The sequence below is a fragment of the Paenibacillus sp. sgz302115 genome, from assembly GCF_056120445.1.
In genome coordinates this window covers 114,439-128,820 of the sequence record NZ_JBVYOK010000010.1, presented here as the reverse complement: position 1 = coordinate 128,820, position 14,382 = coordinate 114,439, and the positions used below count along the sequence as shown (strand labels likewise).

The following is a 14,382-nucleotide window of genomic DNA, read 5'->3' as shown; positions in this document are numbered from 1 at the left end:
ACCTCCCTGAATTCAGTTGATCCCATCAGAATTAATTGGATATAAAAGATAAGGCTGACGCATAGTCAGCCAGTTCGCGCTGTCACGGCGCCATTCTTCAACGATTTCATGCAATCCTTCCACCGTGCTAATGGACCTGCGGACCTTCTCTCCGCCAGTCAGCAAATCAATAAAATATCTCGTACCGCCTTCCGGGGGAGCCAGCCATTGAAAATGCTCCGGGTACAGCGCACATGCCTCATGCAGCAGCGTAAGTCCCGTTCGCACCGCCTCATACTTTTGAGGGTCGGTCACGAACAACCGCACACCGCCGCATAATTCCCCTTGGTGCTTCGAGAAGGTCGGCGTAGCATACATGGGATAGAAATACACGCCCGGCAGGAGGTGCGCCTGCATAGCTTCAGCAAACCTAGCCCCATCCAGCCATGGTGCTCCAATCCACTCGAAGGGAAGGGTCGTCCCGCGTCCTTCAGACAGGTTGGTGCCTTCAAAGAAACACGTCCCGCCATATACTCTTACCGTATCGAGAGTCGGAACGTTCGGAGAGGGCAGCATCCAGGGCAGACCGGTATCCGTATATTCCATTTCACGGCTCCAGCCCGCGAGCGGAATCACATCCAGGTCGCAGTGAAGCCCCTTCCTGTCATTAGCCATCAAGGCGAATTCGCCTATGGTCATTCCTGTACGGACAGGCATCGACCAGGCACCGACCATAGATTCATACCCTTCCTGTAAAAAACCACCTTCGCAGCCGATACCGCCGAGCGGGGCCGGACGATCCAGTACGAGCAGACTTTTTCCATTCTCTGCGCAAGCCTCCATCACATACAGCAGAGTCGATACATACGTATAAAACCGTATCCCCAAATCCTGGACGTCAAATACAAGGGTGTCCAAGGCATCCAGCATGTCAGGAATTGGTTTCTTATGCTCCCCGTACAGACTATAGACGGGAATTCCGAGTACAGCATCCTGTTCATCACCGAACCTTACTCCAGCCTGATGCTGCCCGTAAATGCCGTGTTCACAGGCAAAAAGAGCAGTAAGCCTGCTGGAAGCCAGTTTACTGCATATCTCCACCGTAGAACGGAAATCTGCCGTGATGCCTGTCGGATTCGTAACCAGTCCGATCCGCCGCCCATCCAGCATAGGATGGGACAACCCGGCGGCAATCCGGTCCACTCCACTGCTTACAGCCCGCTTCACAGGAGCCTGCCTTCTGCAAATGCCCTGCTGGTCTCCGGTACGCCTTCAGCTTCGGTATCCTCGTCCGGATGAAGCACGTTATAGGTCGCCTTATGCAGATAAACCGCAAGCATTCCATTGAACAGTGCAGCAAAGCCTACAATCGTAACAGTGAGCATTACACCCACAACCAGCGCCTGAAAGAAAGCTCCGATAGTATAAGCCGGGTAGCGGAGGAACAGCTTGACGCTCTCACCCATAGCCTTGAAGATACCCCGCTTATTCTGAAGTACCAGTTGCAGTGTGTAGAATTGGGAGACAAAAGCCATAGCGACAAAATACGTCTGAAAAATGACAATCGTCCAGTTCACGGCTCCGTCACGGCTTCCGTAGAACCACCAGGTAGATCCCAGAATGATCATCAGCAACGCGCAGAAGAGGCCAAAGACCACCGCTGGCCCAAAGCCCTTGCGGGCACCCGATAGCATTTCACGTACCGACAGTTTCTTCCCTTCTGTTCTCCGGTGGTACGCATAAAACACACCATAAAACAAAGGCATGTAAAGAAGCGGAATAAGGATAAACGCCAGCGCCATTGGCGTAAAGATCACTATAGGGACCAGTATGGCTGAGCTGGCCAGACTAAGCAGTGCAACAGGTACAATCTCCCGAAATGACTCCACTCCCGTACTAACCAGCACCTGATTCAGTTTCCGCATGACCTGCCTCCCCTTTCTATGATTAAGCTGCAGAAATTAAATTACCAGATAATTCTTTCTTCCGTTCCGGGATCGAAATAACGGGCTTTGCTTAAGTCGAAGATAAACTGTTTATCGAGACTGCTGTACGCCTTGGTCTCAGGATGAACCTTAGCGGTAACTGTCCGGTTCCCAATTTTAAAATAAACAAGGTTCTCGGAGCCCAGGTGCTCAACCACCTTAATATGTGCCCGCATCTGATGTTCCGTGGAAACGCCCGGTGCGAAGTCTTCGCCATAAATATGCTCCGGGCGGATGCCGAGGATAATTTCGCGGCCATCGTAGCCCTGCAGACCAGCGGCTGCTTCCTCTGACAGAACAAATTCCGCACCGTCAATAATGACACGCCCCCGTTCGAACCGGGCGTCGATAAAATTCATTGCCGGGGAGCCGATAAATCCGGCCACGAACATATTTTTGGGATTGGCATACAGCTCTGTTGGCGAAGCCACCTGCTGAATTACCCCTTTATTCATGACCACAATCCGTTCGCCGAGCGTCATCGCCTCCACCTGATCATGGGTAACGTACACAATCGTGGCGCCGAGACGCTTATGCAGCTCACCCAACTCAACACGCATCTGAATTCGCAGCTTGGCGTCCAAATTGGACAGCGGCTCGTCGAACAGGAACACCTGCGGATCACGCACAATTGCCCGGCCCACAGCCACACGCTGCCGCTGTCCGCCGGACAGCTCGCGCGGCTTGCGCTCCAGCATATCCTCAAGTCCGAGAATCGCCGCGGCCTCCTGCACCTTTTTCTCAATATAATCCTTCGGCTTCTTCAGATTCTTCAGGCCAAAGGACAGGTTCTCGCGGATCGTCATATGCGGGTACAGGGCATAATCCTGAAATACCATCGCAATATCCCGGTCTTTGGGATGAAGATTGTTGACAATGCGGTCGCCGATTACAATATCACCGCTGGTCTGCCGCTCCAGCCCTGCGATCATCCGCAGCGAAGTCGTTTTGCCGCACCCTGAAGGTCCTACGAACACAACAAATTCTTTATCATTAATCACAAAATCGGAACCAGCCACCGCAGTAACGGTCATCTTGTTCTGATCGTCAAATTGTTTGCGCACATTGCGGAATTCAACCCGTGCCATTGCTCTTCCCCTCCATAAAATTATTGATGTCAGCCCTTGACGGCTCCGATAGTAATGCCTTGCAGGAAGTAGCGCTGCAGGGAGAAGAACAGAATCAGCATCGGCAAAGCGCCCACTGTGGCCCCTGCCATAATTGCCCCGAAATCCGTGGATTCCGAGAAAACAAAGGAGGCAAGCCCCACTTGTATGGTCCGCATTTCCGTCGAGTTCGTAATCAGAAAAGGCCAGAAAAATTCGTTCCAGGAAGCTACAAAAGTAAAGATTGCGAGTACCGCAAGCCCCGGCTTCGCGAGCGGAAGGATCACCTTCCAGAAGATGCCGAACTCGCTGCAGGCATCAATCCGCGCCGCGTGAATCAGCGAGGTAGGAAGAGAGGACATGTATTGTTTCATTAGAAAGATGTTGCCGACCGTAATTGCCGTAGGCAAAATGATGGCGGTATAGCTGTCACCAAGATTAAAGACATTGACAATCAAAATATAGAGCGGAATCAGCGTGACCTGTGCCGGGATCATCATCGTGCTGAGAAGCACCCAGAAAATCGCGTTGCTTCCAGGAAATTTCAATTTAGCAAAAGCATAGCCCGCAAGTGAGGCAAAAAACACATTGGTAACCGTCAGCACCGATGAAATGAATAAAGAGTTGAACAGCCAGCGCCAGGCCGCTGTTTTGGCGAAAAACCGTTCATAGGGCGCTAACGAGAACGCCTCCGGAAGCATGCTGGGACGGAAACTGGCGGTTGCCGCAGAGTCCTGCACGGAGCCGATTATCATCCAGTAAAGAGGAATAATTGTGACAATGCTCCACACGACCAGACAAGCCGCGGCCGCCCACAGAAAGATAGTCTTGGATCTGGTTTTCATAAATAGTGTCGCTCCTCCCGTCCTAATACTCGATGTCACTCGAGAAGTATTTAAATTGAATGACAGAGACCAGGATAATCAGAAACGCCAGCACGAACGACTGCGCTGAAGCCAGACCAAATTCATAAAACTGGAACGCTGTCTGGTAGATCAGATAAGCAATAGTTGTTGTCGCGAAGTTCGGCCCGCCCTGGGTCATCATATATACCGAGATAAATACCTGGAAGGAAGTAATTACTCCCGTAACGAGCAGATATAGAGTGGTCGGTTTCAGCAAAGGCCAGGTGATGCGTGTAAATTGGGTCCAGCCGCTGGCATGATCAATATCAGCCGCTTCATATAGTGATTTTGGAACCCCGCCCATAGAGGCCAGGTACAAAATAATTCCCGCTCCGTGCGAGCCAAGCCAGTTCATGAGAATCAGCGAGAACAACGCGGTTTTGGACTGGCCCAGCCAGATCACCGGATCTAAACCGAACCATTCAAGGAATCTGTTGAGCAGCCCTACATCGGTTGGATCAAAAATGGCCAGCCAGACGATGGAAATGGTAACGCCGGAGGCAACCGCAGGGAGATACAGAGTGGCTTTGAAGAAGGTTTGCCATTTGGTCTTCATCTGGTAGATCAGATAAGACAGCACAAAGGTGATGATGATATTGACCGGTACCGTACAGACTGTAAAAATAACGGTATTGCGCATGGATTTCCAAAAGGTTGCATCCTGAAACAGCCGTTCATAGTTGTCGAAGCCAACCCAGGTGGAATCCATAATGTTGTACTGCTGGAAGCTCATGATTAAAGCAGATATGACCGGATATAGTGTAAACACCAGAAACAGCAGGACCGGTGCCAGGATAAACAGGTATGCCCAGCCATATTCACGCCATAACCTGCCGGCGGAACCGCGCACCCGCTTTGGTGCGATTGTTGTCATCCCTTTTCTCCCCCTCTCTTAAGAGAAGGCACCCTTTCAGCAATCCGAAGGGTGCCCCCCTTAAAAGATTTATTTGTTCAGCATTTGTGTTCCCTTAGCGAGGAATTCGGCAGCGATATCTTCCGGTGATTTCTCCCCGGAGTACAGGGCTTGAATGTTCGGAGTCACGATCTGCTCCTTGAACTGCTTCATCTGCGCGGCAACAGCCGTGTCCAGCTTCAGAGTTACAGGCGATGCCATGTTCTTGGCCATATTCTCGGAAGCCTTGATCGTTTCTTCTGTACCCAACGCTTTACCTGCATACTGCTCCGCTTGAGATTTGCGCACAAACGGAAGCACAAGCTCATTGGAGGAATTTCCCGCTTTGGCGCCGCTCAGGTAATCCATTACGAGGAAAGTATTTTTGGCATGCTGCTCGCCTTTGTCGTTCTTTTGTTTAAAAGCAATGTAGCCTTCCGCACCCATAGTTGTTTTAGCCGGCGCATTATCATTATGTGGAACCGGGAGCAGCACAAAGTCAATCTTCTCGCCTTTGATCGTACCGGCGTCAATATCCTTGTTGCGGTTCTGAATCATTACATCGTAGTAGGGAATGGCCTTCGAAATGATAGCAGCTTGTCCGGCATAGAACATATCAGAACGTTTTGCCGGAGCGATGGCTGCGGTCTCCTTGGGAATATATCCTTTATCCAGCAAGCCTTTGATGAAGTTTAGTGTTCCCAGAATACGGTCATCGTTCCACTGGAAGGTACCGGATTCGTCCAGAACATCCGGCATATTATTGTTGCGGGACAGCATCTCAATGAAATCAAGCGAGGTTCCGTCTGTTACCAGGGGGTATTGAGTGGAGCCATCTTCGAGTGTCTTGGTCAGCTTCGCTGCCGCTGCTTCAAATTCGGACCAGGTCCAGCCATTCTGCTGAATTGCGGCCCAATCAATGCCTGCTTCTTCAAGAATACGCTTGTTGCCGCCCCAGGCCCATTGGAATTGATAGAGCGGCAGACCATATTGTTTACCGCCAATTTGCGCAAGCTCAAGTGTTCCCGGAAGGTAGTCATTCTTGATCTCATCGGTCATATACGGGTCCAAATCCAGAGCTAGTCCAGTATTGACATAGGTTCCGTCTACGCTATGGAAATACAGATCCGGCGGGCTGCCGGCATTCAAGGCTACGTCAAATTTCTTCGGACCTTCCGCCCAGGAGAGCACTTCCGTCTTCACTGTGATGTTGGGATGTTCTTTTTGAAAATCGGCTACCAGTCCCTTAAGCTCATCTTCATAGGTTCCATGAACCGGATAAGTCCAGACTGTAATGGTATCCTTAGCATCAGGACTGTTCGCCGCCTCTTTGCCTCCGGAGCTGCCACATGCGCTTATCAGCATCATAACCAGAACCATACACAGCACTAAACTCTTCTTCATTATTCCTTGTCCCCCTTTTGTTCTTCCGGCTACAGCCGCTTGATATGTTGTCTGCTTCTCTCCAGATAAGTAACGGACTCTTCATAGTTCCGGCTTGCGACGGCAAGATATAAGATGTCAATCAAATTAAGCTGCGTAATCCGGGAAGCCATCGCTCCGCTGCGGATTTCATTTTCGGTGGCGGAGGTACATAATGGAATGTCTGCGCTCCGGCTTAAGGTTGAACTGCCATATTTGGTGATGCTGACCACTGTCCCGCCATTTTCTTTGACAATGGAAGCGGCCCGGATCACTTCCTTGGTCTCCCCGGAGTATGAAATACAAACGGCCACATCTTCTTCTGTAACCGTGATTGCACTCGTTAGTTGTACATGGGGGTCGGCGAAGGAGAAGCTTGTCTTATTGATCCGCAAAAATTTCTGCTGCGCATCCATCGCAATCAGATTGGAAGCACCCACTCCGAAAAAATAGATTTTCTTCGCCCGGTCAATTGCCTCAACAGCCCGTTCCACCATGTCTTCATCCAGGATCGTAAGCGTGTCCCGGATGGATTGAATGTTATTATTGGACACATTCTGGATGATCGCCGAGACGGTGTCATTAGGCCGGATTTCCTGATAACCAATGATGGCCGGGTCTCTTCCCTGCAGATCGCCTGCCACTCTGATCTTCAAGTCCTGATAGCCTTTAAATCCAATGGTCTTGCACAACCGGACAATTGCCGCTTGGCTGGACCCGCTCTTCGCAGCTAAATCCGCAATAGAGAGATGGATCATTTCATCCGGGTTCTGCAGGATGTATGCAGCAATCTTGTGTTCAGAGGGATTTAATGCTTCGTGCATTTCCCTCAATCGAATTAAGCCGCCATTCACTGAATCCAAGCACCTCCCTTATGTAATAACTGAATTTAAATCCATACCTGCAAGTTGATGTTAACTTTTATAACTCATTCAGTTTGATATTCTCCCAATCGCTTGGAATGAACTTATTATATGAGCTGTGAAATATAATTTCAAGAACTTTTTTATTCGTGAAATTTTATTTTACTTTATACGCTGATTCTCATATAATTAGAAAAAAATCAAAGTGGTGAGTGAGCGATGAAAGTGTACTTAGGCCTTGATGGGGGCGGCACGAAGACCGATGCGGCCGCTTTGAATGAGGCGGGAGATTTGCTTGCACGCTATATTGGCGGGCCTTCCAATCCTCATAGCGTCTCTTTTGGTGCAGCGCTTACAGAAGTCATGTCAGCTATTCATGGTTTGCTGGAGCGTCTGGAGCCGGAAATCATCAATATCGCATCAATATGCCTCGCCGTGTCAGGTTTTTCGACGATAGATGAACAAACTCTTCTTAAGAAGGCAGTTGAGCAGCATTTGATGAAATGCGGACTATCGTTCCCGGTCTTCATCCAATCGGAAGGACAAATTTCTTTGATGGCTGCACTCGGAAGCCATTACGGGATGCTGGTCATCTCAGGTACAGGCTCGATTTGCTACGGCTACAGCCCGGATGGTTCCTGCACCCGAACAGGGGGATGGGGGCATATTCTCGGGGATGAAGGCAGCGGGTACCAGATAGGACTCCTTACACTTAAGGCGGTTATGCGCAGCTACGACGGTGTTCAGCCTCCTACCGCAATGACCGATATGATTATGAAGCAGCACGGGCTTTCGGTGATCAGCGATTTGAAGGGGTATATTTATAACCCTTCCCATACCAAAGCGGAGATCGCTGAATTTTCAAAGATTTGCATTGCGGCCGCAGAGGCTGGAGATGAGGCCGCACTCACCATTCTCACAGGGGAAGCGGAAGCCCTGAGCAATACGGCAAACGCTCTGCTTCGCCGGAGCCCTGAGCTGGCTGGTCTCCCGGTAGTACTCTCCGGCTCGGTGTTCCGGTATTCCCCCGTCTTTCGCCGGATCTTCTGCGATAGTCTGCAGAAATCCTGCGGCAGAGTAGACTTTGTTGACGGTTCTCTCGGGGCTCCGCCATCCACCGGAGCGGCGTGGCTGGCCCGCCAGTTGCTTCGTGAATCTGTTATGAGAGCAGACTAACCGTTCTAATGATTTCCCGGTACAGACAAGAATAGACAGGCAGGAGGACGAAACCTCATGAACTATATTTTAGCAAATCTGGTTACAGAGCAGCCCAACGAAAATACAAGTGAAATTGATAACCTCAGTTCTGCTGAAATCATGCAGCTAATCAACAATGAAGACCGGCTGGTCGCTGAGTGTATTCAAGGACTTATCCCGCAGATTGCCGAAACGGCGGATTATATTGTACATGCCTTCCAGAATGGTGGCAGGCTGTTCTATGTGGGCGCCGGAACCAGTGGAAGAATCGGCATTCTGGATGCTTCGGAATGTCCGCCCACTTTCGGAACCGATCCCGCAATGGTACAGGGACTTATTGCCGGCGGTTTCCAGGCGGTGAAAGATCCCGTCGAAGGCGCGGAGGACAGCGTGGAATTGGGGGCAAGGGACATCGAAGAGAGCGGCATCAGCGATAAAGATGTGGTGATCGGGATTGCCGCCAGCGGGCGCACCCCTTATGTTCTGGGGGCAATGAAGCGGGCTGAAGAGCTGGGAGCCGTCGTCATCGGACTGTGCAACAACACAGGCACACCGATGGCAGGGCTTGGCAGACTGACCCTAGAGGCCGTAGTGGGACCAGAGGTTGTCATGGGCTCCACCCGGATGAAATCCGGCACGGCGCAGAAAATGATCCTGAACATGCTGACAACGACCGCCATGATTAGGATTGGAAAAGTGTACCACAATCTGATGGTCGATCTGAACCCCTCCAATGAGAAGCTGGTCCACAGAGCGAAGCGGATCATCAAGCTCGCGACCCATGCTTCCGAGGAGCAGATCGAGGCCGCTTTTATCGACGCGGAAGGCCATGTGAAGACCGCCATTATAATGATCCTAAGCAACGTAGATGCCGACGAGGCACGCCGGAGACTTGTGAACGCCGATGGATTTGTACGCGGAGCATTGCAATAGAATACCGGCAAAAAGAAACAGCCTTCCTCGTGATGATCAGGAAGGCTGTTTCTTTGTCCGGGAGATGAAAACCCGGGATATTCCCTTCATCGTTCAGCGTCCCCGGCGGCGTCCCAGCCACAGCGGGAAGCGGAAGATGAAATTGATCAGCAGCACCACAAAGACAAGCACGGCTGCAGATCTGTCGGCGATCTGCCGTGCATCTTCGACGATAGCCTCGGATTGCACGTACCAGAGATGCACAGCCAGCGTCTCGCCCGGCGAGAACAGGTTGAAGTCCCACATCTCTCCGGAGGTGCTGAGGCCTGCGGTCAGGATAATAACCGCCGACTCCCCGAAGGCGCGTCCGGCCACGAGGCAGACGCCTGTTACGATAGCCGGCATGGCTACCGGCAGCACGACCTTGCGGATGACATGGAATTTGGTCATGCCAAGCGCATAGCCGGCTTCGCGGATATCACCGGGAACGGCGCGGATGGCTTCCTCTGTGACCCGGGCCAGCATCGGCAGGTTGAGCAGTGCCAGGCTGACACCCCCGCCAAGAATCGTCAGGCCGATATCGAAATATTCAGCGAAGATCGCAAGACCCAGCAGCCCGAACACAATGGAAGGGACTGAGGACAGCGACTCCACACAGATGCGCAGCGTAGCGGTAAAACGGTTATCCGGCGCATATTCTGCCATATAGATGCCCGCCCCAATCCCGATAGGAATGGAGATCACCAGCGAGATGAACAGAATATAGAAGGAGTTGAAGAGCACCGGACCAATTCCGCCTCCGGCATCAATTTCTTCCGGCTGCTTGATCAGAAAGTCCGGTCTGAGTGAAGGCAGGCCTTTGCTCAGAATGGAATAGAGCAGCCAGAAAATCAGCAGCATGACGAGTGCGCCGAGTGTATAAAAGGCAAAGGTGGCTATTTTATTATTGCGCTGCGAGCGAGCACTTTGGCGTGTACGTGTGAAATTCATGCCGCATCTCTCCTTTTCCGGCCCAGCACACGGATGATCAGAATCAGCACAAACGAGATAAGCAGCAGCAGGAAGGCCATCATATGCAGCGCATAGTTCCAGGTGGAATCAAATTCCACGTTGGAGATTTGCATGACGATGTTACTGGTCAGCACCGAAGACGGAGTGAACAGCGTTTTTGCGAGCTGCGGGGTGTTACCGATAACCATAACAACAGCCATCGTCTCACCGATTGCACGGGTCATACCGAGAATAACCGCAGAGATGATCCCTCTGCTGGCTGCAGGCAGTACAACACGCATAATTACCTGCAGACGGGTGGAGCCAAGCGCATAAGCGGCATCGCGGTATTTACGCGGAACAGCAACGATGGCATCATCGCTGATCCGGCAAATGGTCGGCAGCACCATCAGCGCCAGCACGAGGGCTGCAGCAAGCAGTCCGTCTCCCAGACCCTCACCGCTTACTCTGCGCAGAAACGGCAGCAGTACGGTCAAGCCGAGGTAGCCATATACTATGGAAGGAATACCAACCAGCAAATCGAGCACCGGCCGGATAAAGCTCTTCATCCATTTCGGAGCGATCTCCGCACAAAGCACGGCCATTCCTACCGAAATAGGCACAGCAATGATCAGCGTCAAAGCTGTCAGTGATAATGTATTTACAATAAAGGCAGCAGCTCCAAAGGCATCCTCTTCCGGCGACCAGTTGAACGAGAAAAAGAAGTCCAGCGGCGAGATGTTCGCGAACAGAAGCAGCGCCGTTTTGCCGATGAATACAATAACAAGTCCAAGCACTACACAAAGCGCCAGGATACTAAATAGAAAATAATAACGGGATATTACGTTACTGAACAGATGCCTTCTGTGGCGTTTGGCGCTTACGCCGCCCTCCGCGAGGCTCTTTTGTGCACTTGATGCCAGGTTGTGGACCGGTACCCCCATACTTTCCCTCCTAATAAGCGGCCACCCCCGTTGAAATACGGAGCTGGCCGCTGTTGCCGTTCAATATACATTCAATCTGACTTAAGATTTGGGGTTAGCCCTTCATTGCTGCGATTGGGATAAATTTAAGCTTTTTCAGGGAACCTTGTTGGAACTTTTTGCTTTGTACATAATCAATGAATGCTTTGGTTGCGCCAGTAGGCTGACCTTTGGTCATGTAGTAGCCGTAAGCCCAAATCTTATAGGAACCGTTGATTACATTCTCAGTGCTAGCTTCAACGCCGTTGAATTTCACGGCTTTGATGTCGCCGCCAGTTACATAGACAAGGTCGATGTAGCCGATGGAGTTAGGTGTAGTAGCAACGGCAGTCTTCATGTCACCGCTGGAACCAGCTTCTTTGTAGTTCTTTTCTTTCTTAACGATATCTCCGCCAGCCAGAGCCTTAGCCTGATAGTTAACGCGGGTACCGGAACCGAAAGCACGGGTGATTACGATAATATCGGCATCCGAACCGCCAACTTCTTTCCAGTTCGTGATTTTACCGGAGAAAATGCCTTTCAATTGATCGGTAGTCAGGTTGTCTACACCTACGTTTTTGTTAACAATAGTAGCAAAAGGAATAACTGCTACTTTGTTGGCTACTTGTCCGTCAAAGGCTTTGAAGCCCGGAACGTCAATGCTGGCATCCCAGTCGCAAGCGCCGATATCGGCAATACCCTTCTTCACGGCTTGCGGTCCAGTTACGGAGCCTTTACCGGAAGCGGCGATTTTCACTTTAGGGTGAAGTTTCTGGAATTCCTTAGCGGCTTGAAGCGTCAACGGAAGCAGCGCCGTAGAGCCGTTAACTGTGATTTTACCTTTGAGTGAATCGGCTGCTGCCGCAATTCCTGCAAAAGATGCGGTAACTGCGATAACTGCAGTCAACGCTGTAACTGTGAATTTTTTGAAAAGCTTCATGAATAATTTCTCCTCTCGGCGGTTTCGCCGTTATATTATGTGGATGATGCCTTGTCGCCTTGCTTATTTAGAGAGCTGTACGGCTTTGCCGCCCTGAATCAAGAGCACTTTGCCGTCACTGACAATAGCCAGCTTGCTGCCGTCATGCGATGCGGATACTTCCGATACATCTTCAGTGGTATGGAACAGTTGGGTTTTATCCCCGTTAGCATTAATCGAATAGATCGTTGTGCTTCCATCTGCTGCCGCACCGGATACGATCAGGCCAGCGGTTGTACCTTCAGCCCATAAAGCTTCAACATCGAGATTGATGTTGGAGATTTTGCCGTCAGCCCCAATGGATTTCAGGGTGTTGGCTGCATTGCCATCAGGATCTGCGCTCAAGTAAACCACGTTGCCATTTGCAAGAATTTCAGGATAAAGCTTGTTGTCCAGTTCTGTAGTCAGAGCTACAGGCTTCGCATCCTTAGTGGCGAGATCCAGCTTGTACAATTGTTCTCCGGCTTTGCTGTAGTCTACGGAAAGTGAATCTTCAGTGCTGTCTGCATCATTCTTGGCTACGCCGGTTACGTTAACGATGTACACGGCATTTTTACCATCAGGAGAAATGCGCAGCTCCGATTTATTTTCCACCTTGTCTTCAAGCACGGTTTTTACTGCACCCGTCTCTACGGAAGCTTGAGCGATTTTTTCCTGCTTGTCGCCTTGGATGAAATAAATCGTTTTGCCGTCTTCAGACCAGACCAGGTCCGTCTTCACGCTGGTATCCGTACCCAGAGAGGAAATCGCTCCACTGGCAAGGTTAATCAGCTTCAGCTGGCCTGTCTCATCTGAGAATGCGCCCCACTTCTGGTCAGCGGAAACGGCGAAATCAAGTGCGCTTTCGTTCGAAGAGAATACTTCATAGTCGCCCGGATATTCGCTGAATTTGATGAGCTGGGCAGTATCGGAATCGCTTTTGTTCGCGATCACATTTCCGTTAGCGTTCCAGTGCAGGGTGTCAAACAGGCCTTCCGGACGGGCAAAGCTCATAATAGTTTGATCATCTGCCTGCAATTCGCCGCCAAGCGCAAGAACCAGCTTAGTCAGCTCTACATAGACTTTGCCATTATGACTTACAGGAGCAACAGTAAATTGCTGTGCTGCACCATCAACTTGATAGCTTTTTGCACCCGTTTTAATTTGTACATTATGTAGCCCTTTGCTGTCATTCAGCTCAAAACCGTTACTGCTCAGAATCAATTTGGCGCCAAGCTCTCCGGCCACCTGGCTTAACGAATACAGCTTGTAACCGCCGCTGTTAATTGTGCTGAGAGTAACTGAAGTTCCGTTCACAGTCCAAGTAGTGCTGCCTTCCTTGACCGCTACGGTCTTGACTGCGGCAGCGCTAGCGCTCGTGCTTGTTGCCAAAATACTTCCTGCGCCCCCTGTTACCAGAAGTGCTGAAGCCAAAGCCGCGCTGAACCATTTACTATTTCTCAATTAGATTCACCCTTTTCCTATAGGTAACTGCTAATGTTATTTTCATCTACGAATGTCAAATCTGTTCGAGAGGAATGTTATGGAAATATTAACTATGTAAAAAGAAGCGGCTTATCATCCATTACCAGGACAATGAGCCGCTTCTGCACACTGATACAAATTTAATTGTCGTTCAACAAACTGGGTTTAATTGTTAATTTACAATCCAAGTAACGATAATCTCGGCGCCGCCGGGTTTCGAGGCTGAATTGCTGCCAATAATGGAATAAGAATAGGCGCCCGCGACTTTGCCGTTAATGATGATATTATTCCGGTCTACAATCTGGGTTCCGCGCTGCAGCTTCTTGTAGTCTACATACTTCTGATAGGTAGTTCCAAGTTCAGCCATGCTCTCCTCAGTCTCGTAGACCAGCATGGAGGATTTCTTTCCACCCACAAGCTCGCCTTCTGTAAAGGTAATGCCAGCACCCGCCGGAATCGGCAAATCCCCGGGAAGATATTGCGATTTGTCCACGCTCTCCTGGGCTAATGTGCGGAAATGTCCCGCTCCCGCTTCACCGCCGGAGCCGCTGCATGCGCTTAGCCCCGCCGCAGTCAAGAGCATGAGCAGGGGAAGAGCAAGCTTCTTCTCAGCCATCATCGAAACCTCCTCCAGATTAAGGTGAAATCATCCAAGCTGCATTCATACCCATAGTTACCCATAATTTCCACCAGAGAAAACCTGATTAATTAAAATTTGAAAAGCAA

Annotated in this window: 14 protein-coding genes; 2 read left to right on the top strand and 12 right to left on the bottom strand. The window is 50.5% G+C overall.

Annotation, left to right across the window (positions count from 1 at the left end):
- Nucleotides 1-12 precede the first annotated feature (12 nt).
- From AC0LWN_RS19235 to AC0LWN_RS19205, 7 genes are all read right to left on the bottom strand, one after another.
- A complete protein-coding gene (locus tag AC0LWN_RS19235; protein ID WP_474668098.1) occupies nucleotides 13-1,206 on the bottom strand; it encodes an exo-beta-N-acetylmuramidase NamZ family protein in 1,194 nt (397 codons plus the stop codon).
- Complete coding sequence (locus tag AC0LWN_RS19230; protein ID WP_474668096.1) at nucleotides 1,203-1,904, bottom strand: DUF2189 domain-containing protein; 702 nt, start codon at nucleotides 1,902-1,904, stop codon at nucleotides 1,203-1,205. The genes AC0LWN_RS19235 and AC0LWN_RS19230 overlap by 4 nt, the downstream gene beginning before the upstream one ends.
- Before the next feature lie 41 nt (nucleotides 1,905-1,945).
- The gene (locus AC0LWN_RS19225; RefSeq protein ID WP_474668094.1) at nucleotides 1,946-3,052 is read right to left on the bottom strand and encodes an ABC transporter ATP-binding protein; all 1,107 of its coding nucleotides are present in this window, start codon (nucleotides 3,050-3,052) and stop codon (nucleotides 1,946-1,948) included.
- Nucleotides 3,053-3,081: 29 nt separating this feature from the next.
- A complete protein-coding gene (locus AC0LWN_RS19220) occupies nucleotides 3,082-3,915 on the bottom strand; it encodes a carbohydrate ABC transporter permease (protein ID WP_474668092.1) in 834 nt (277 codons plus the stop codon).
- Between the two features lie 22 nt (nucleotides 3,916-3,937).
- Nucleotides 3,938-4,849 carry a carbohydrate ABC transporter permease gene (locus AC0LWN_RS19215; protein ID WP_474668090.1) on the bottom strand — a complete coding sequence of 304 codons (912 nt, stop codon included), beginning with the start codon at nucleotides 4,847-4,849 and terminating at the stop codon, nucleotides 3,938-3,940.
- Nucleotides 4,850-4,918: 69 nt separating this feature from the next.
- Nucleotides 4,919-6,271 carry an ABC transporter substrate-binding protein gene (locus tag AC0LWN_RS19210; protein ID WP_458966939.1) on the bottom strand — a complete coding sequence of 451 codons (1,353 nt, stop codon included), beginning with the start codon at nucleotides 6,269-6,271 and terminating at the stop codon, nucleotides 4,919-4,921.
- A 29-nt stretch (nucleotides 6,272-6,300) separates the two neighbouring features.
- Nucleotides 6,301-7,143: a MurR/RpiR family transcriptional regulator gene (locus tag AC0LWN_RS19205; protein WP_458966940.1), complete on the bottom strand. Its 843-nt coding sequence runs from the start codon at nucleotides 7,141-7,143 to the stop codon at nucleotides 6,301-6,303.
- A gap of 228 nt (nucleotides 7,144-7,371) precedes the next feature.
- Here AC0LWN_RS19205 and AC0LWN_RS19200 point away from each other — a divergent pair, with 228 nt between their 5' ends.
- Both AC0LWN_RS19200 and murQ read left to right on the top strand, forming a co-directional pair.
- Nucleotides 7,372-8,328: an N-acetylglucosamine kinase gene (locus tag AC0LWN_RS19200; protein WP_474668087.1), complete on the top strand. Its 957-nt coding sequence runs from the start codon at nucleotides 7,372-7,374 to the stop codon at nucleotides 8,326-8,328.
- A gap of 57 nt (nucleotides 8,329-8,385) precedes the next feature.
- Nucleotides 8,386-9,282, top strand: a complete 897-nt coding sequence (gene murQ / locus AC0LWN_RS19195; protein ID WP_474668085.1) for an N-acetylmuramic acid 6-phosphate etherase — start codon at nucleotides 8,386-8,388, stop codon at nucleotides 9,280-9,282.
- 93 nt (nucleotides 9,283-9,375) lie between these two features.
- Here the strand turns inward: murQ and pstA are convergent, their stop codons facing one another.
- The 5 genes from pstA to AC0LWN_RS19170 form a co-directional block, all read right to left on the bottom strand.
- On the bottom strand, nucleotides 9,376-10,251 hold the full coding sequence (gene pstA, locus AC0LWN_RS19190; RefSeq protein ID WP_458966943.1) for a phosphate ABC transporter permease PstA: 876 nt from the start codon (nucleotides 10,249-10,251) through the stop codon (nucleotides 9,376-9,378).
- A complete protein-coding gene (gene pstC / locus AC0LWN_RS19185) occupies nucleotides 10,248-11,195 on the bottom strand; it encodes a phosphate ABC transporter permease subunit PstC (protein ID WP_474668083.1) in 948 nt (315 codons plus the stop codon). Before pstC ends, pstA begins: the two co-directional genes overlap by 4 nt.
- 94 nt (nucleotides 11,196-11,289) lie before the next feature.
- A complete protein-coding gene (locus AC0LWN_RS19180) occupies nucleotides 11,290-12,153 on the bottom strand; it encodes a phosphate ABC transporter substrate-binding protein (protein WP_458966945.1) in 864 nt (287 codons plus the stop codon).
- A 63-nt stretch (nucleotides 12,154-12,216) separates the two neighbouring features.
- On the bottom strand, nucleotides 12,217-13,635 hold the full coding sequence (locus tag AC0LWN_RS19175) for a stalk domain-containing protein (RefSeq protein WP_474668080.1): 1,419 nt from the start codon (nucleotides 13,633-13,635) through the stop codon (nucleotides 12,217-12,219).
- Nucleotides 13,636-13,828: 193 nt separating this feature from the next.
- Nucleotides 13,829-14,275, bottom strand: a complete 447-nt coding sequence (locus tag AC0LWN_RS19170; protein WP_474668078.1) for a hypothetical protein — start codon at nucleotides 14,273-14,275, stop codon at nucleotides 13,829-13,831.
- Between the last annotated feature and the right edge of the window lie 107 nt (nucleotides 14,276-14,382).